General features: G+C 44.6%; 21 protein-coding genes. 6 read left to right on the top strand and 15 right to left on the bottom strand.

Annotation, left to right across the window (positions count from 1 at the left end; genetic code table 11):
- Nucleotides 1-74: 74 nt before the first annotated feature.
- Genes NTX76_06050 through NTX76_06025 form a run of 6 tightly spaced genes read right to left on the bottom strand, consistent with a single transcriptional unit; the run spans nucleotide 75 to nucleotide 5,100 of the window.
- Nucleotides 75-881, bottom strand: coding sequence for a hypothetical protein (locus NTX76_06050; GenBank protein ID MCX7338820.1), 807 nt, complete (start codon nucleotides 879-881; stop codon nucleotides 75-77).
- A gap of 5 nt (nucleotides 882-886) precedes the next feature.
- Complete coding sequence (locus NTX76_06045) at nucleotides 887-2,092, bottom strand: type II secretion system F family protein (GenBank protein ID MCX7338819.1); 1,206 nt, start codon at nucleotides 2,090-2,092, stop codon at nucleotides 887-889.
- Complete coding sequence (locus NTX76_06040) at nucleotides 2,092-2,901, bottom strand: hypothetical protein (GenBank protein MCX7338818.1); 810 nt, start codon at nucleotides 2,899-2,901, stop codon at nucleotides 2,092-2,094. Before NTX76_06040 ends, NTX76_06045 begins: the two co-directional genes overlap by 1 nt.
- 4 nt (nucleotides 2,902-2,905) lie before the next feature.
- Complete coding sequence (locus NTX76_06035; GenBank protein MCX7338817.1) at nucleotides 2,906-3,433, bottom strand: hypothetical protein; 528 nt, start codon at nucleotides 3,431-3,433, stop codon at nucleotides 2,906-2,908.
- Complete coding sequence (fliM, locus tag NTX76_06030) at nucleotides 3,430-4,542, bottom strand: flagellar motor switch protein FliM (protein MCX7338816.1); 1,113 nt, start codon at nucleotides 4,540-4,542, stop codon at nucleotides 3,430-3,432. The genes NTX76_06035 and fliM overlap by 4 nt, the downstream gene beginning before the upstream one ends.
- Before the next feature lie 15 nt (nucleotides 4,543-4,557).
- Entirely contained in the window at nucleotides 4,558-5,100 is a 543-nt protein-coding gene (locus NTX76_06025; protein MCX7338815.1) for a flagellar basal body-associated FliL family protein, read from the bottom strand.
- Nucleotides 5,101-5,272: 172 nt separating this feature from the next.
- On the opposite strand from NTX76_06025, the gene NTX76_06020 reads away from it, so the two are divergent.
- The gene (locus NTX76_06020; GenBank protein ID MCX7338814.1) at nucleotides 5,273-5,755 is read left to right on the top strand and encodes an Lrp/AsnC family transcriptional regulator; all 483 of its coding nucleotides are present in this window, start codon (nucleotides 5,273-5,275) and stop codon (nucleotides 5,753-5,755) included.
- Between the two features lie 192 nt (nucleotides 5,756-5,947).
- Here the strand turns inward: NTX76_06020 and lpdA are convergent, their stop codons facing one another.
- Entirely contained in the window at nucleotides 5,948-7,345 is a 1,398-nt protein-coding gene (gene lpdA, locus NTX76_06015) for a dihydrolipoyl dehydrogenase (GenBank protein MCX7338813.1), read from the bottom strand.
- A gap of 117 nt (nucleotides 7,346-7,462) precedes the next feature.
- Between lpdA and NTX76_06010 the strand changes: the two genes are divergently transcribed.
- Nucleotides 7,463-7,921 carry a hypothetical protein gene (locus NTX76_06010; protein MCX7338812.1) on the top strand — a complete coding sequence of 153 codons (459 nt, stop codon included), beginning with the start codon at nucleotides 7,463-7,465 and terminating at the stop codon, nucleotides 7,919-7,921.
- Between the two features lie 49 nt (nucleotides 7,922-7,970).
- Here NTX76_06010 and NTX76_06005 read toward each other — a convergent pair whose 3' ends face one another.
- The 4 genes from NTX76_06005 to ndk form a co-directional block, all read right to left on the bottom strand.
- Nucleotides 7,971-8,498: a cytochrome c oxidase assembly protein gene (locus tag NTX76_06005; protein MCX7338811.1), complete on the bottom strand. Its 528-nt coding sequence runs from the start codon at nucleotides 8,496-8,498 to the stop codon at nucleotides 7,971-7,973.
- Between the two features lie 123 nt (nucleotides 8,499-8,621).
- Entirely contained in the window at nucleotides 8,622-9,698 is a 1,077-nt protein-coding gene (locus NTX76_06000; GenBank protein MCX7338810.1) for an AI-2E family transporter, read from the bottom strand.
- A complete protein-coding gene (locus NTX76_05995; protein MCX7338809.1) occupies nucleotides 9,661-10,248 on the bottom strand; it encodes a CDP-alcohol phosphatidyltransferase family protein in 588 nt (195 codons plus the stop codon). The genes NTX76_06000 and NTX76_05995 overlap by 38 nt, the downstream gene beginning before the upstream one ends.
- Nucleotides 10,205-10,627: a nucleoside-diphosphate kinase gene (gene ndk / locus NTX76_05990; GenBank protein MCX7338808.1), complete on the bottom strand. Its 423-nt coding sequence runs from the start codon at nucleotides 10,625-10,627 to the stop codon at nucleotides 10,205-10,207. Before ndk ends, NTX76_05995 begins: the two co-directional genes overlap by 44 nt.
- Nucleotides 10,628-10,759: 132 nt before the next feature.
- Between ndk and NTX76_05985 the strand changes: the two genes are divergently transcribed.
- Genes NTX76_05985 through fliP form a run of 3 tightly spaced genes read left to right on the top strand, consistent with a single transcriptional unit; the run spans nucleotide 10,760 to nucleotide 12,096 of the window.
- Nucleotides 10,760-11,083, top strand: coding sequence for a hypothetical protein (locus NTX76_05985; GenBank protein ID MCX7338807.1), 324 nt, complete (start codon nucleotides 10,760-10,762; stop codon nucleotides 11,081-11,083).
- 16 nt (nucleotides 11,084-11,099) lie between these two features.
- Complete coding sequence (locus NTX76_05980; GenBank protein ID MCX7338806.1) at nucleotides 11,100-11,375, top strand: flagellar biosynthetic protein FliO; 276 nt, start codon at nucleotides 11,100-11,102, stop codon at nucleotides 11,373-11,375.
- A complete protein-coding gene (gene fliP, locus NTX76_05975) occupies nucleotides 11,365-12,096 on the top strand; it encodes a flagellar type III secretion system pore protein FliP (GenBank protein ID MCX7338805.1) in 732 nt (243 codons plus the stop codon). The genes NTX76_05980 and fliP overlap by 11 nt, the downstream gene beginning before the upstream one ends.
- Here the strand turns inward: fliP and lepA are convergent.
- Together lepA and NTX76_05965 are read right to left on the bottom strand one after the other, a co-directional pair.
- Nucleotides 12,093-13,895 (bottom strand): translation elongation factor 4, encoded by a 1,803-nt coding sequence (gene lepA, locus NTX76_05970; GenBank protein MCX7338804.1) that lies wholly within the window; start codon nucleotides 13,893-13,895, stop codon nucleotides 12,093-12,095. The genes fliP and lepA overlap by 4 nt on opposite strands.
- A 37-nt stretch (nucleotides 13,896-13,932) precedes the next feature.
- Nucleotides 13,933-14,640, bottom strand: coding sequence for an HI0074 family nucleotidyltransferase substrate-binding subunit (locus NTX76_05965; GenBank protein MCX7338803.1), 708 nt, complete (start codon nucleotides 14,638-14,640; stop codon nucleotides 13,933-13,935).
- Between the two features lie 28 nt (nucleotides 14,641-14,668).
- Between NTX76_05965 and NTX76_05960 the strand changes: the two genes are divergently transcribed.
- Nucleotides 14,669-15,784, top strand: coding sequence for a glycosyltransferase family 9 protein (locus NTX76_05960; protein MCX7338802.1), 1,116 nt, complete (start codon nucleotides 14,669-14,671; stop codon nucleotides 15,782-15,784).
- On the opposite strand, the gene flgC is transcribed toward NTX76_05960, so the two are convergent.
- Together flgC and NTX76_05950 are read right to left on the bottom strand one after the other, a co-directional pair.
- Nucleotides 15,773-16,195 (bottom strand): flagellar basal body rod protein FlgC, encoded by a 423-nt coding sequence (gene flgC, locus NTX76_05955; GenBank protein ID MCX7338801.1) that lies wholly within the window; start codon nucleotides 16,193-16,195, stop codon nucleotides 15,773-15,775. The genes NTX76_05960 and flgC overlap by 12 nt on opposite strands.
- 15 nt (nucleotides 16,196-16,210) lie before the next feature.
- Nucleotides 16,211-16,579: a hypothetical protein gene (locus NTX76_05950; protein MCX7338800.1), complete on the bottom strand. Its 369-nt coding sequence runs from the start codon at nucleotides 16,577-16,579 to the stop codon at nucleotides 16,211-16,213.
- Nucleotides 16,580-16,772 lie beyond the last annotated feature (193 nt).

Below are 16,772 nucleotides of genomic sequence, written 5' to 3'. Positions count from 1 at the left end.
TATAAGACGGTATCGATTCTGGGTAAGACCGACAGAGGTGTTATGGCCCATTATTGAATCGGGAGCCGGATGCCTTAATTGGGCAAGTCCGGTTCTGAGGAGGGGGGAAGCTTGAGTGATTGGCTTCCTCTACTCAACTTTAGCAATAGATTCTCGGCGGATTGGACATCCCTGATGGTGCCTTGCCGATAAATGATGGGTGCTGTGTCATCGCATACAATAATTTGCCAGGTGTTTCTGGATCCGAACAGCACAATCAAAACCCAGCGATTGGCGATATTTTCCCGGATTGCAACAAGCGCAGACCGCCTTGCCACAACCATAGGCCATAACTGCACATCAATAATGGAATGGGCCGTTGTTGATAGAAAATCGATAAAATTTCGCAAAGGCTCAGAGGGGGGAATCCCAGCAATCCAGTATCGAAGCGAATTTGTTGAGCTGGGGAAACGATCTTTTTGTGTCCAAAGTGATGGGCATGTGGTGGACGAATCAAGGTTCGTTGGCATCTGTGTTGCAGAAAACATATTTAAGGATGCTTGTTTTAACAAGGCATGTTTGTCCCAAAATCGTGCTTTCTGCAGGGATAGCAGCCGGAAATTTGTTTCGGCAATCTCCAAAAGAATATAAATGGGGGTGGACGGAAACGATTGTAAATATGTATGAATAGTCGAAGATTTTTTATCACCAAGACTAAAAATCTTTTCAGCGGTGGCTTGCCCATTTACCATCGTTATGATGGTTAAATCTTTCCCGTGAATCCAAAGCACTAAATAGGACGATGGAGTGACCCGAGGCAAGTCCCTGGACAGGAAAGATAAAAATTTTTTCCAGAAAAGACATTTGTTTTGAAGCCAGGGAATGATCTGTATTTTGTGCATCGCGCCTAAAAGTCAAGGAGGGCCAAATTCTCATACAGCGGTATTATTGTTGCAGAGACGACCCAAAGAATAATCAATCCCATGGTAATAACCAAAATGGGTTGTGTCCAGGCTAATAACATTTCCAGGCGTCGTATTGAATCTTTTAGCTCTATTTCAGATGCCAAATCCAACAATTGGGCCAGCTTACCTGTTTCCTCTCCGAGTCCGATTAATCGCACGATAAAGGGCGAAAAAACCTTGCCAGAACACGCCTCTGATAACTTGGTTCCTTGCCTGACAGACTGGTATACGGTATTGAGTTCATTTTTTATATAAAGGTTGGTCGTGTTCGCGATGGATCTTTCTATGCTTTCCAGAATTTCTAGGCCCTCCCCCAGCAAGATGGACAGGGTTTGAAGAAAACTCCCCACAAGCATCTCCCTTTTTATTTGACCCCAGAATGGCACCGATAACACGATTTTATGACAGGCTAGCCTAAACCGGGATGACAAGCGATGGGTCATAAAAACGATGCCCAAGCCACAGGTCAAACAACAGACCATCATGTCACCATAAATTTGGATGGCGTTGTTGAGCCATAAAAGCGTTTTGAGCGCTAATGGTTTTTCTGTCATGCCGACAACAGTTAGGTATTCCCCCAGGTGTGGCACCACAAAAATTATCATACAGGCAAAAAGACCCAACAAAACGCCTAACAAAATAAGGGGATAGCGAATCGCTTGATGCAGCTGTTTTTGGTGTTGTTTTTTGTGTTGTAGATACGATTGGATGCTGGAAAATGCTTGGCTGAAATTCCCTGTATTTTCTGCCATTGCCAAGCATTGGATGAAAACATCATCGAATACAGCTGGATACTGCTTGCAGGCTTGCGACACCATCTGGCCACTGTTTATCAAGCTGTGGATTGTCAGTAAAATGGATTTAAAATGTTTATTGGCAACGCTTTGCGCAAGAATTAAAATCGCCTCCGTCAGCGGGACTTTGACTTTGTCGAGCTGTTCCATATGCAAACAAAAATCCAGCAAATCATCCAGCGACACTGATGACCAGAATGCCCACGAAGACGCAGATTTTTTAATTGACCGGCATCGAACAAGGTTCAAGTTTCTTTTTTGAAGATAACAATACAGATCCTGTTCTGATGACCCAAACCAATCCCCTGATTGATAGTGTCCTTGATTGGTCAGGGCAAGATAATGGTAAAACACTACTTCCCCTTGGCCGGTGTGGTGGTGGCGGTTGCGGTTGCGTCAAAGGGATCCCTATGGGTTGCCAAAAGCATCGACAATTCTTTGGCTTTGTTAACATCCATACTCCCCAAAACAACCGAAACTTTTTTCTGGTTCATGCCCTGGACAATATCTTTGAGGATTCTGACATCAAGATGATCAAAAATACGCGCCGCTTCTTTTGGTTTCATGTTTTCATAAATTTTGATAAGTTTTGCGATATGCTCTTTTTTTTCTTTGTCCTTGATGGAAAGCAGTTGCTCTACCTCCTCCTTGACTTTGGCAAGAGATAGCATTTGATTCCTAATTAGGGATTCTGTCGTTTTGATCGCCAGCTCCTTTTTGACAAGCTCCCCCTCGCGTTTATCGAGATCTTGGCGTCGGTTTGATAGCATTTGCAATAACTTAACTTCCCCTTCGGATGAAAGGGCCAGCGGATCAAAAGAAGGATCCTTTGTTTTTGTGGGGCCATTTTCAGCCTCCTTAACAACGGGAACCTTATTGACGGCTGGTGGGGTGTCCGCTTTGGGCGGGGAAATTTCTGGTGCAGCGTGGGCCGATTTTCCAATACGAAACGGGAATATTTTTTTCAAGAACTGGCCGGAATCAAAGGTTGCATAGTTTTCCTTGCAGTTAACAAGACGAATCCCGCAAGCAATGCAGCCCAGGCTGATTCCAAAAAACATCACAAACTGCACGAGGTGAGTTTTTGCCGCCACTTTCCCCCATGCCTTTGACGGGGTCGATGTGGTGCCGCGGTTTGTTTGATATGCTTTTGGAATGGTCATCGGATTACCTGAGGCCCCTTAATGTCGATAACAGATTTCGATCTATGGGGAAATCCCTCACGAATGAATGCACCTGGGGTTCTTGTTCTGGTTGATGGTGGATAGGTTGCACAGAATCCTGTTCCCCATAACCATGAGTGGTGGGTGATGACAGAGGCTGATAGCGCCCACGTGTTGCAAGTTCTACGGTTTGATGAAGCCGTTTTTCTATCTGTTGTGCTTTTCCAATAAGGATATCAAGCCGGGTGGAAATTTTTTCACTGTGTTCCAATAATATATCAAGGTCATCTTTTAGGGATGCTGCCCGGGGAATTTTCTCACTTAATCCATTGTGTCCTTGGTCTGCTGCTTCCCTGAGCGTGTCAATTTGCTGGGATATTTTTCCAATATACGTAGAAAAATGCCGCAGAAATGGCTGCAAATCCCCGCCGATTTGTTTCATACCCTGTAACCTTTTATTAAGGCGCCAGCAAAAAACAATAGCCATCAATAAAAGAACGATCATAAATCCGTCGATCAGAATATTATTCATACAGAGCATCCTTTGTTTTTGCGCAAAACTTCTTCGATCATGATGGAAACTTTTCCAGATTTTTGGCCCATTTTTCCGGTGAATAAACTTTCACTGCCACATGTCACTGTAACCAATGATTCAGGTGTTGTTTTTAGTTGAATTTGTTCGCCAACCTTCCAATTCAACACCTTTTCTAGGGACATTATTTCTGAATCTAATGCTGCCTCGATCACAACATCTGTGTTCCATAATTGTTCGGCTAAGTGATCTTCCCAGATGGAATCGCGACCGAATCGTTCCCCCATGAAATTTTGAAGCAAAAGATCCCTAACGGGTTCAAGGGTGGCATAGGGTAACAAAAGATGAAGCCTGCCCCCCCTCTCGTCCATTTCTACCCTGAAATTGACAATGAGGGCTGCATTGCTAGGGCGAGCAATGAGGGCAAGCCTTGGTGCCGTTTCGAGGCGTTCAAAACTAAAGTTAATAGAACAAATGGGATCGAAGGACGAGCTTAAGTCACCCAGGATTACGCGCATCATTCGTTCAATAAGATTTCTTTCGATCGTTGTATAGGGTCTGTGCTCAATCTTTACGGGGGTTGATGCTGTCCCGCGGCGTCCACCCAAAAGGACGTCGACCACAGAATAAATCATGGGGCTATCAACAATAATCAAGCCATGGTTGTCCCACTCCTCTGCCTTGAAAATGCTTATCATTGCCGGCAGGGGGACAGTGTTTAAATAATCCCCAAACCGAGCGGAGCTTATTCCATCAAAAGAAACATCAACGTTGTCAGATGTAAAATTTCTAAGGCTTGTGGACATCATGCGAACGAGTCGATCAAAGACAACCTCCAACATAGGGAGCCGTTCATAGGAGACGTGATTGTTGCTGATAATCGCATCAAGGCCGCTTGCGGATCCTTGTTGTTTTGAGGGGGAGTCAGCCTCTAAGCCCAGAAGATTTATAAAATTATCAGTATCGATTGAGTTGTCGTTGGGCAATTCAACAAACAAAGATTCAGCAACCTCTTCTTTTTCTGGGCTTACTGATACAGGTTGTTCGCTTGCTTGCTCTTCTGGCTTTTGGGCGTCTTGGTCTGCATTTTTTTCTACGTCATCATCCATAAATTTAATACACCCTTACTGTAGTAAAAATTCTTTTAACAGAACTTGCCGTATTTTTCTGGGACTGATAATCGTATTAACGCGATTGAGGAGTTCTTGGCGAAGCCTTTCAAGACCAACGGCACCCTGAAGATCGCTGACCTCTTGTTCCCGCAAATAACTTTGAAATTGATCCACAATCAGTGGTTTGACGTGATCAACCTCCTCTTTGTCCTCGGGGGAATTCAGCTCGAAAACAAAGCTGGCCTTTAGCATGTTGCCGCGGGGTTTGTCTGATTTAAGATTGACGAGAATTTCTGGCATATTGAGAAACGCAACCTCTAACAAATTAACATCATCTGCCTTTTTTATTTTATCGTTGGTTGGCCAGATTTTGTCCTTAAGTGGGGTCAGGAAAATGGCGGCCGCGGATCCCCCAATTAATATGACGATAAGCCCAAATATCACGAGCAACTTCAAAAGGGTGTGGTCCTTAGAAGGGGTGGATGGTATTAATGCCGCAGGCTCATTTTCAGTTTCCTGGGGGTTTGGCTGTTGGTCGTTGTCATTCGGTATCATTTTACTTATTGTTGTATTTTAATCCTCGTCTGATTTTAGTATCGCGTAATTTTATTAAAATTTTATTAACGTGAGCATAAATTTTCCTTATAATTTAATTAAATTCGTTGCGGGATCACAGAGGCAGCTTTGAATTAACCCTCTCCCGCCACCACACTCAGCATTGGAAACCATTGTGAACTCTAAACTTGATAAAATTGATCTCAGCATCCTGAAAGATTTACAGGCAGAAGGCCGCTTAACAAATGTTGAGCTATCCAAGCGCGCTGGTATTTCAGCGCCACCTTGTCTGCGGCGGGTAAAGGATTTGGAGGATGAGGGGGTTATCGAAAGTTATCACGCGGTTTTAAATCAACACGCGCTTGGGTTTACTGTGACTATTTTTGCCGAAGTTGCCTTGAGCAGTCAAAATGATGCTGATCTTAGGGGGTTCGAGGAGCAAGTCCAAAAATGGCCGCTTGTTCGCGAATGTTATATGGTGACGGGTGGGACGGATTTTTTACTAAAAATTGTTGCCCAGGATTTTGATGCGTACCAGAATTTTTTATCCACAGAGCTGTCGACGATGATCAAAGTCGCCAACATTAAAACTCGCATGGTCATTCGTACGGCAAAAAATCTCCCTGGTATTCCAATTGATTTATACCAGGGCTAGAAATACCGTTTTCAATAAATGATTAGTGAGTTTTTCTGGATGGCCGCGCTTCACTCCGTTCGCTCGCCATGCCGTACGTCATTGCGATGAGGGCGAAGCCCGAGGAAGCAATCCAGAAATCCCCCCGTGCTTTGCCCGACCCCCTTGGGGGAGCAGGGGGATTTACAGAGCTTGGAAGCCTGCCCGCAGTCCCTAAAAATGAATAACTTTTCCATAGGCATCCAACACAGATTCATGCATCATCTCGGACAGCGTCGGATGGGGGAATATCGTGTGCATCAGGTCGGCTTCTGTTGTTTCCAGGGTTTTGGCCAAACAGAATCCCTGAACCAATTCGGTGACTTCGGCACCAATCATGTGCGCCCCTAAAAGCTCCCCCGTTTTGGCATTAAAGATGGTTTTGATAAGTCCATCAGGCTCTCCCATCGCCAGGGCCTTGCCATTTCCACGGAATGGGAAACGACCAACCTTAACATCATATCCGGCTTCTTTTGCTTTTGCTTCGGTCAGGCCGACGCTGGCGATTTGCGGCAGGCTATAGGTGCATCCCGGGATACAATCCTTTTTAAGGGGGTGAAGATCCTGGATGCCCGCTATTTTCTCCACACAGATGATCCCCTCGTGTGATGCCTTGTGGGCCAACCATGGGGCACCAGCAACGTCGCCAATTGCGTAAACGCCGGGCTCTGCGGTTTCGTTCCATTGATTGATAATAATCTGTCCTTTTTCCACGACAACCCTTGTTTTTTCAAGGCCGATATCCTCTGTATTGCCAACAATACCAATGGCAACAATGACTGCGTCCGCTACAACCGTATGCTTTTTCTTGGTTGCATCTTCGATAACGGCCGTCACTGTTTTGTCATCTACCTTTATGTCAGTGATCGTTGATCCAAGGTGAAATTTCATCCCTTGTTTGACAAAAGATTTTTGGGCAAGGGCGGATATTTCTTCATCTTCTTGCGGGAGGATGCGATTTTGCATTTCAACCATAGTGACGTCGGCCCCAAGGGTTCGATAAAAGCTGGCAAATTCAATCCCGATGGCGCCCGACCCAATGATCAATAAAGATTTTGGCATAAATTCCGGGATCATGGCCTGTTTTGCTGTCCATACGCGGGGATGGTTGACGGGCAAGGACGGCAACAGACGCGCCCTGGCGCCCGTCGCAATAATAATATGCTTGGCGGTTAGTGTTTCTTTTTTGCTATCTTTATCGGTAACGGAAAGTGTCCCGGGTGCCTCGAGGCGGGCGTGGCCATTATAGACGGTGATCTTATTTTTTTTGAGGAGGGCTCGAACGCCCCCCGCCAGCTGTTCCGAAACCTGACGGGATCGCTGGACAATTTTTTCTAGGTGAATCTTTGGGGCTGGAACCTCGATTCCATAATCCGCCGCATGATCAATGAGGTGTTTGATTTCGGCGCTACGCAAAAGGGCCTTTGTTGGAATGCATCCCCAATTAAGGCATACTCCGCCAATGTGTTCCCGTTCAATGACGGCTGTTTTGAAACCAAGCTGTCCCGCCCGAATAGCGGAAACATATCCGCCGGGGCCACTTCCGATAACGATTAAATCAAACTGACTCATTGTTTAAAACTCTCGTAAAATTTTGTTTTTGACTCAAAAATCCTTTGTCCGTTAACCAGATCTTAATGCTCTCCGCCTATATCTAGAGATGTAACCAAACCAACAAAGGATCTGTCAATGTTTAAAGAATGCATGAAATATGGGGCTTTGGCCATAACTTTATCAACTCTGTCTGTCGGTCAAGTCAATGCGGCAACTGCGGCCGTTAATGAGGAAGCAGGAAGTGGATGCTGGAAAAGCTTTACGGGTTGCATGACTCAAACATTCACAAGGGAGAATGCTCAGATTGTTCTGACTGGCCTCGATAAAGGTCTGCAAATCGGGATTCAGGTGACTCACACGCTGCAGCCACTTATTGAAGCATTGGATCCAAAGGATGCAAGTGCGGTTCAATCTGCGGTTGCCGTTGCTTTGTCAGCCGATGCGGTTGTGGCATCGCTTCAGAACAACCAGATTAATACCCCGGCGATTGCTAACTTAATCACCACCATTCAGGGCCTGAAAGCACAAGATCATCAGGATCCTCATGTATTCACAGCGTTGAAAACACTGACAGTTGAGCAAAATAAAATATAGTCGGATTATGGAATGGTATGGGTTTGAACCTATACCATTTTCACTATGTTCACTTCTTAAATTCAAAAAATGTATATGATAGCGTTATAACTTTTACATCTTTTAAATCGGGATCTTTGGCAAACTCAGGATCAAGGAAAAATAAAACTGGCATTTCCATGGATTGATGGGGCTCAAGTTTTTGTTCATCAAAACAAAAGCACTGAACCTTGCTGAAATAAATAGCAGCTTTATCGGGTGCAACATTATAGGTAGCCATCCCGATGATGGGACGTTCTGACTGGTTTTCTGCCAGATAAAAAGCCATGGTATTTTCGCCAACTTTAATCTTTGTCTGTGATTGTAGTGGCTTGAAAAGCCAGGGCAAATCCCGGTGTGTGTTTGCAACGAACTGAACGGTGACTTCTCTGTCCTCGATTATTTGCTGGGATGGGGCTTTGGCCATTTGTGTTGTGCCACCAAACCCTGTCTTTTGGCAGAATAGCATGTAAAGCGGAACGGATGCATAAGCCATTCCAAGCATGACAAAGCTTGCTGCTGCCAAAATAATAGCAAGGTTTTTATCATTTTTTTTCAACGCCCCCTCAACCGAGACCGCGCACTTTAATAAAAGCCAAGGCATAAAAAAGTAGGCTGAGTGATAAAAGGGCGACCAGTAGGATAATGTTACGCTGTTTTGGATTCTGGTTTCTTTTCACGTTCATGTATCCTGGACGACGCAATGTTCGCGAATTGATCGCACCAAAACACTGGCAATTGCAGCCATAGGCAGCGCAAACAAAGCCCCGGCAAAACCAAATAAATTACCGCCGGCCAACAGGGCAAACAAGATCCAAACTGGATGCAATCCGATCTTTCCACCGATGAAATTAGGTGTCAAAAAATTTGCATCAATCAACGGAACAATGAAATAAACAGACGCCACGCACGCTATAGAGGTCCAATCCGAAAACTGTGAAAAGGCAATTCCCATACAAACAACATACCCAATGAGTAGCCCAATCAATGGGATAAAGGATAAAATCCCCATGAGTAATCCCACAAAAACAGCCTGATGTAGTCCAACCAACCAAAGGGCAATCATATACAAGATCATAAGCGCCAGGGAAACCGCTATCTGTCCCTTAAGAAAGGCTATAAGCGCTTTATCAACGTTTTGTACGGTTTGACAGATCGTTGTTGCGTATTGTTTAGGCAGCAAAATTGTAATTTGTTTGATTAAATAGGGCCAATCTTTTAATAAATAAAATGTGATGATTGGCGTAAGAATGGTTAATGAAATCAGGTTGGCAATCGCAAAACTACTGGTCAATACGTTAATAAAGATTTGCAATCCCCATTGGAATATATCACCAAGATAATGATTAATGTGTTCCTTGATTAATGCGGGATCAACGTTTCCCATCTTGGTGGATACACGCTCTAAAACAGGAGAGAGGGAATTTAAAAAGGCAGATACAAATTGAGGTAAGTTTTCTGCAAGAACAACCAATTCCCGTTGCAAGTAAGGAAGGGCTACAAAAATCATAACGCTAATAAAAACAAGAAAGGTGATGATAATAAAAGCCGCAGCAAGTCCCCGTGTAAATTTCAGTCTTTCTAATTTTTCCACCAACCCATTTAATAAATAGGCCAAGATGCAGCTGACAATAAATGGCGGTAAAACACCGTTCAGAGCTTGCAGGATATGAATGGTGGCAATGGATCCTAAAATCCCCACCACAAGCAATCGATAGAAATTATCGTGACTGATAGCTTTGGTAAAAAATCCGGGCATAAATCATTCCTGACAGAACGGTTGTTGAGAGGGTGCAATAGACAAAAATTTCCAGATAATCTTCGAATGTAGTAATCCAAGGAAGAAAATCACGCCCTAGCAACAAAAGACACAGCGTGATTTGCAGTACCGTATTGAGTTTGCCGATTAAATGGGGACGCAAGATTAGGGTTAGATTGAAAAGCCACGCCACAAATACACCGCCAACAATCAACAGATCCCGCACGATGATCACGCCGGAAAGCCACCAGGGCATTATTTTTGATAAAGATAAAGCCACACAAACCCCAATCAACAAAACCTTGTCCGCGATAGGGTCTAAAATTTTACCCAACGGGGATTCTGTCTTATAGAGTCGGGCTATATAACCATCCATGAAATCGCTTGCTCCGGCAAACAGAAACACCCAAAAGGCCATTCTGTTCAGTCCGGTTACAACGAGATAAAAAACTACAGGGGCAGCCAAAAGGCGCACCCCTGTAATAACATTGGGAAGGGTTAGGTTGTTACCCAACAATCTCGAGTTTACTAAAGAAGAAAGTGATTTCATGTGCAGCATTTTCCTCAGAATCTGAACCGTGGACAGAGTTTGCTTCAATCGATTCCGCAAAGTCCCGACGTATCGTACCCTCTGCTGCGTTTGCTGGATTCGTTGCGCCCATAATTTCCCTATAGTGCGCAACGGCATTATCGCCTTCTAGGACTTGGGCCACAACGGGACCAGATATCATATAGTCACAAAGATCGTTGAAAAATGAACGTTCTGCATGAACGGCATAAAAACCTTGAACCTGTGCCCTTGTCAATTGTAAGCGTTTCTGGGCAATGATACGAAGGCCTGCGTCTTCTATTCTTTCGTTAATTTTTCCTGTAAGATTGCGCCGTGTCGCATCTGGCTTAATGATGGAGAAAGTTCGTTGAGTTTGCACTGGTACTCATCCTTATTTGGTTACGTTTGTTTATCCTATTTACTGGTAAATCCACTTAAAATTCAAGCTTTTAAATTCGCTCGGGAACCTTCATACTAAAATACCGGCATAAAAATGGGTTTTATTGTGCATATGCAGACCGAAAATGTTGCAAAAAAATTAGAAACAATAAAGGATGCCATCCTTTCCTTGTCAGATGGCTTTGAGGGCGATGGATCAATGCAAAATATCGACCAGTCATTCGCAGAGATCGAGGAGGATCTAAGGGGCATTTTGGACCAGATTAATCAAATGGACAAACCTGCCCGTGATCAGTTGTCGCCGACACTTACGCAGTTTCGAACGGAAATCGAGGTGCGTTATGAGGACACAAAAGAACGATTGGAAGCCCTGCAACGCGAAATGGATGCTGGAAAAACTCATATAAAGGCCATCAAAGCGTACGCAAGACATTAAATTTATAGGGGGCAAAATGTTTTTTACGGCAATTTATTCCTTGGTCGCGGTGCTGGCCCTGATCGGCTTGTTATCAATGGGTGCGCGTTTTATCCAATCAAGGGCACCACGCGAATGGCGGAGCGGACAGAATTTGCAAATTGTTGAAACTGTATATTTGGACAACAAAACAAGACTGCACCTGGTTCAGTGCCATGAAATGTCGTACATGGTCTTGGTTGGCGCCCACAAAGAAACGATCATTCCCTGCTCCCCGCCCCCTTCTCACAAAGCGACGGTATATGATTCTTAGGTATTTTTGGATTTTTATTGTTCTGATTGGCGTCCTGGTCCATCCGCTGGCGGCTGACACATTTAGCCTTGACCTTGGTGATTCAGGGGGGTCGATGGTTGGGCGCATGATTCAGATGTTCATGCTATTGACTGTTTTGAGCTTGGCCCCATCTATTGTTATGATGGTGACATCTTTTACCCGGATCATCGTTGTGTTTTCTTTTGTTCGCAATGCGATCGGGATTCAGCAATCACCGCCGAACATGGTATTGATTAGCTTGGCGATGTTTTTGACAGCCTTTATTATGGGCCCAACTTTTGAGAAAGTTTATGAGGAGGGTATCGCACCCTTGATTGCAGAAAAAATCACCGAACAAGAAGCATTAGAACGATGTTCCGCACCAGTCCGGACATTTATGTTGAAAAATGTTCGAGAGAAAGATCTCCGTCTTTTTATGGAGCTTGCCAAAATAGAGACCGCGCCAAAAGCAGAGGAAACCCCCTTACGTATTTTGGTCCCCGCGTTTATTATCAGCGAATTACGCCGTGCGTTTGAGATTGGTTTTCTGATTTTTATCCCATTTTTAATCATTGATATGGTTGTGGCCAGTATTTTGATGTCTATGGGAATGATGATGTTGCCACCGGTTATGATCGCCCTTCCCTTTAAGATCATCTTTTTTGTTTTGGTTGATGGGTGGCATCACTTGTGCGGCAGCCTTGTGAATAGTTTTCATTAATCATCCCCCATTTTAAGGGCCGCAATAAACGCGCTTTGGGGGATTTCCACATTCCCAAATTGTCGCATACGTTTTTTACCAGCTTTTTGTTTATCGAGCAATTTCCGTTTGCGGGAAATATCCCCACCATAACATTTTGCCAATACGTCTTTTCTGAGTGCCGAAATGCTTTCGCGGGCAACGACCTTTCCACCAATGGCGGCTTGGATCGCGATCTTAAACAATTGACGCGGGATTAGATCTTTTAGTCGAACGCACAACAGACGACCGCGCGATTCTGCCCGACTTTTGTGAACAATTATGGACAGGGCATCAACAGGCTCTGCATTCACCAGGATGCTGACTTTTGCCATCTCCCCCTCGCGATAGCAATCCAATTGATAATCAAAGGATGCATATCCGCGGCTGATGGATTTTAGTCGGTCATAAAAATCAAAGACAACCTCGTTCAATGGAAGCAAATAAACAACCATCGCCCGATTCCCGGCATAGGTTAAATCAATTTGTTCCCCCCGGCGATCGTTACACAGCGTTAATATGGACCCCAGGTATTCGTCGGGGACTAAAATCGTTGCCCGGATCCAAGGTTCCTCCATTCGATCAATCTTTACGACATCGGGCATATCGCTTGGGTTGTGCAGTTCTTGCGTTGTGCCGTTGGTCATATGCAGGCGATAAACAACGCTTGGTGCCGTTGTGATTAGGTCTAGATCAAATTCACGTTCTAGGCGTTCTTGGATAATTTCTAAATGGAGCAACCCTAAAAAACCGCACCGAAATCCGTACCCAAGCGCTGCCGAACTTTCAGTTTCAAAATGAAAGCTGGCATCATTAAGGCGGAGCTTTGCCAGGCTGTCGCGCAAATGTTCGAATTCGGCCGAATCGGTTGGGAATAATCCACAAAACACAACAGGAACGGATGGTTTAAATCCAACTAGCGGAGTCGTTGTGGGGCGCCGTTCTTCGGTTATGGTATCCCCAACGTTACAATCGGCAACGTGTTTGATGCTGGCGGTAATAAAGCCGATCTCACCGGGTGATAATGTTTCAACGATCGTTTGTTTTGGGGTAAAATATCCCACGCGATCGACTTCGTAACTTGTTGTTGTGCTCATCATCCGGATTTTCATGCCGGCTTTTAGGGTCCCTTCGACGACACGGACCAGAATCATCACACCTAGATATGAATCATACCAGCTATCCACCAGCATTGCTTTTAGGGGTGCATCTGGCAAACTCTCGCCGCCTTTGGGGGGCGGCAAACGATGAACGATGGCTTCTAACACATCTTGGATTCCAATTCCCGTTTTGGCAGAAATAAGAACCGCATTTTGTGCGTCCAATCCAATGACATCCTCAATTTGAGTTTTAACGCGTTCTGGGTCGGCCGCTGGTAAATCGACTTTATTTAATATGGGGATAATTTCGTGATTGTTATCAATTGCCTGATAGACGTTGGCCAGGGTTTGGGCCTCCACCCCCTGGCTGGCATCCACCACCAAAAGCGATCCTTCGCAGGCCGCCAATGATCGGCTGACTTCGTATGCAAAGTCCACGTGCCCGGGCGTATCCATCAGGTTCAACGTGTATGTTTGGCCATCCTTGGCCGTGTATTGCAACCGAACGGTTTGGGCCTTGATCGTAATGCCCCGTTCGCGTTCAATGTCCATGGAATCCAGCACCTGCTGTTTCATCTCGCGAGATTCCAGGCCACCACAAAATTCAATCAAACGATCGGCGAGCGTTGATTTTCCGTGGTCAATATGGGCGATAATGGCAAAATTACGAATGGTGTTCATGATGAAGGTACTCAACTATAAAAGAAAAAAGTATAAATTAGGACGTATAGAACCGATTTTTTAACGCATCATATGTGCGTTGCATAACAGGATAATGGGATTGAATGTTTTTGAATATTTGCTTTGCTTGTTCTTGTTTATAGAGATGAGAGGTTTTATTGCGATCGTCCAGCATCAAAAGCCAAACATCCTCATCATCAATAAAATTATACTGAAACGCATTTTTTAAAACATCGCGCGGGGTTGTGGTATCAATTTTTTCGTACGCTAGAAATTTTTTTAACACCTTCCAAAACAATTCGATCGTAAATTCAAATCGCTGGATAGCGGCATCTTGCAAATAATCCACGGCCTCCAGGTCAGGATGCTTCAAGACATCCCCTAGGCGCGCCAACGCATCACCCAGGCTATCAAAATAATCTTTCCAGAATTCTTTGTCCATGCAGTCTGTCCCTTTTTTGTACAAGACTTTTTTAAATCTTATTATATTCTGCCTTATCTTGTCGTCAACAGACAGCTCATCAAAGCGAATACAATCAATTTTGAGCAGAGTATCGGCATTGTCGATAACATCAAGAATTTGCCCCCAATTTATGGCATTTGCTTTTGGACAGAGAATCGCCAGATCAATATCGGAACGGGGGGTTTGGTCTCCCCTGGCCCTTGACCCATAGAGCCATATTTCGTCTATGAATGGCAAACTTTTTAATTTTGCTAGAAACTCATAGTTACCTATGTTTGTCATGCATGCTCAATCTAAACGAAAATACTGGATGGCAGTATATACCGTTAAGGGGTTGAATGTCCAAAAAGATTCCCTTGAGATAAATCAAAAGGCGCGCTACAAACAAATCATTAGCCATCATAATTGCACATATAAAATGAGTCAGGCCCACACCAAGCAATCAATTCTTGTTTTCAGCAATGGCGAGCTCATCGGTGATGGCATGATGAAGCTGCCCTTTATTAGGGCCCTGTCCGAAAGTTTTCCGGGGGCCGAAATAACGTGGCTTTCGGGGCGGCATCAAACCATTTTTAAAACGGCGCTACATCCTTTTGTGTCGCCCTATCTTCATACGATTATTGATCAAACGGGGTTTGGTGGGAAATGGAGCCACATCTGGCAAAAACCATGGAAATCGGTGCTGGGAGATAAAAAATTCGATGTCATTATTGATACTGAACGAAAGCCGATCCCAGCCTTAATGCTAAAACAAATTCCGCATGATCTGTTTGTGTCGGCGGCTTTTAAATGGAATCTGTCTGATAAAAAGCCACAAAAACCGTATAAACAACCGCTGCTTTTGGTGGGGCGCCTACTGGATCTTTTGACCGTTGCTACCGGCAAAAAACCATCACCATCGTATACGGTTGATGTTCCGCCCGAATGGAAAGATTATGCTAAAGAATTGCTGGCTGATTATTATGGAAAAAAGAAAATTGTTTTATTGGCCCCGGGGGCTGGGGGGCGTTTTAAATGCTGGCCATTGGCCTGTTTTATTATGCTTGCTAAAAAATTGGAATCAGATGGCGTTCAACCTCTGTTTATTTTAGGGCCAGCGGAGCCTGAGTGGCAGGCGGAAATTATGCAGCATTTCCCACAAGCCGTTTTTCCCTTGCAGGTAGCCAACAAAAGCTCGCCCTATTTGACGATCGCCCTTGGGCAATTGGCGGATGTTAATGTGGCGAACGATGGCGGTGTTGGGCACATTTTGGCTGCCTCTGACCAGCCCACCATTTCCCTGTGGGGGCCAACGGATCCATTGAAGTCAACCCCGAATGGCAATCAAGTCCATATTATTAAGGCGCAAGATTTTGGGGGGTCGGCAATGGCCGATATCCCCGTTGATGCCGTTTACGATGCGGTTAGGTGTTTATTACTTAAGTAGGCTAATGGTATTTTGAAACATGGACAGGGATTTTTCAAACGCCCGTAAGTTGGCTTCGTGACTGCGGCTTGCTTCCCGCATGTCAGCCAATTCTATCATGGGTTTTACGTTGGATTCTAAAACATACCCATCCTTGTTGGCGGCCGGGTCATGGGGATTATAGCTTTTGTTCATTGGGCTTGTATCGCGGCCGATCTTTTTGAGTTTTAGAAGTTCAACCCCTTGTTTTTTATCAAGGACTGTTTGAAAGCTAATAGTTTTACGTTGATAGGGCATTGTCCCGGGGGTTGCCTTTGCTCCCGCGTTGGCCAGGTTTTGCGAAATAATCAGAATGCGTTGATCCTGTGCTTGCATGCCGGCCGTTGCAATACGCATCGCTTTGGCTAGCGGGGACAGAGTATTCATGTTCATGGGTTCAGTCCCTCTTTATTGTGATTTGCCAATGGCCGCTTTAAACATCTTGTGAAACTGACGCACAACATTGATCAACGTTTCGTGTTCAAGGTTATTTTTGGCCATCTCGAGCGTTTCTAATTCCCTGGCAATCTCTTTATTTGTATGAATAAGATCATTGTCCTGGATCGTAAAATTCTTGACTCGTGTCAGTGATATTCCGTTTGATTTTATAACCGATGGGCTTTTGCTTAAAATTTTTAGAAACGAACGAAGCTCCTCCCGTTTTGCTGACGGATTATCGGCGTTCGCAATGTTCGTTGTCAGAACTTTTGACTGAGCATTTAACCAAGTCAATCGTTGGTTCATTAACGTAGAAAGTGTATTGTTGAACAAAGTCATGACAAACCTTAGTCGGTTATTTCTGCCTAGTGTTAGGATGGGTCATGAATGGTTAATTTTTTATTAAAACTTAGGAAGAATTACACCCATTCCCAATCATTTCCCCCACACGTCCTCCCGCGACCCTGGATCAAGTCCTAGGGCAGGCTTTGATCGCGGGATCCATATGGACCCCGTGGTCAAGCCACGGGGT

The sequence above is a fragment of the Alphaproteobacteria bacterium genome, from assembly GCA_026400645.1.
Lineage (GTDB): Bacteria > Pseudomonadota > Alphaproteobacteria > Paracaedibacterales > CAIULA01 > JAPLOP01.
The sequence above is the reverse complement of the archived record's forward strand: the minus strand, read 5'-3'. Positions and strand labels throughout refer to the sequence as shown.

Excerpts from the sequence above, each read along its gene's own strand:
- NTX76_06050 (MCX7338820.1), bottom strand. The coding sequence starts at position 881 with ATGCACAAAATACAGATCATTCCCTGGCTTCAAAACAAATGTCTTTTC.
- NTX76_06040 (MCX7338818.1), bottom strand. The coding sequence starts at position 2,901 with ATGACCATTCCAAAAGCATATCAAACAAACCGCGGCACCACATCGACC.
- NTX76_06035 (MCX7338817.1), bottom strand. The coding sequence starts at position 3,433 with ATGAATAATATTCTGATCGACGGATTTATGATCGTTCTTTTATTGATG.
- fliM (MCX7338816.1), bottom strand. The coding sequence starts at position 4,542 with ATGGATGATGACGTAGAAAAAAATGCAGACCAAGACGCCCAAAAGCCA.
- NTX76_06025 (MCX7338815.1), bottom strand. The coding sequence starts at position 5,100 with ATGATACCGAATGACAACGACCAACAGCCAAACCCCCAGGAAACTGAA.
- lpdA (MCX7338813.1), bottom strand. The coding sequence starts at position 7,345 with ATGAGTCAGTTTGATTTAATCGTTATCGGAAGTGGCCCCGGCGGATAT.
- NTX76_06010 (MCX7338812.1), top strand. The coding sequence starts at position 7,463 with ATGTTTAAAGAATGCATGAAATATGGGGCTTTGGCCATAACTTTATCA.
- NTX76_06000 (MCX7338810.1), bottom strand. The coding sequence starts at position 9,698 with ATGCCCGGATTTTTTACCAAAGCTATCAGTCACGATAATTTCTATCGA.
- NTX76_05995 (MCX7338809.1), bottom strand. The coding sequence starts at position 10,248 with ATGAAATCACTTTCTTCTTTAGTAAACTCGAGATTGTTGGGTAACAAC.
- NTX76_05985 (MCX7338807.1), top strand. The coding sequence starts at position 10,760 with ATGCAGACCGAAAATGTTGCAAAAAAATTAGAAACAATAAAGGATGCC.
- NTX76_05980 (MCX7338806.1), top strand. The coding sequence starts at position 11,100 with ATGTTTTTTACGGCAATTTATTCCTTGGTCGCGGTGCTGGCCCTGATC.
- fliP (MCX7338805.1), top strand. The coding sequence starts at position 11,365 with ATGATTCTTAGGTATTTTTGGATTTTTATTGTTCTGATTGGCGTCCTG.
- lepA (MCX7338804.1), bottom strand. The coding sequence starts at position 13,895 with ATGAACACCATTCGTAATTTTGCCATTATCGCCCATATTGACCACGGA.
- NTX76_05965 (MCX7338803.1), bottom strand. The coding sequence starts at position 14,640 with ATGACAAACATAGGTAACTATGAGTTTCTAGCAAAATTAAAAAGTTTG.
- NTX76_05960 (MCX7338802.1), top strand. The coding sequence starts at position 14,669 with ATGGCAGTATATACCGTTAAGGGGTTGAATGTCCAAAAAGATTCCCTT.
- flgC (MCX7338801.1), bottom strand. The coding sequence starts at position 16,195 with ATGAACATGAATACTCTGTCCCCGCTAGCCAAAGCGATGCGTATTGCA.
- NTX76_05950 (MCX7338800.1), bottom strand. The coding sequence starts at position 16,579 with ATGACTTTGTTCAACAATACACTTTCTACGTTAATGAACCAACGATTG.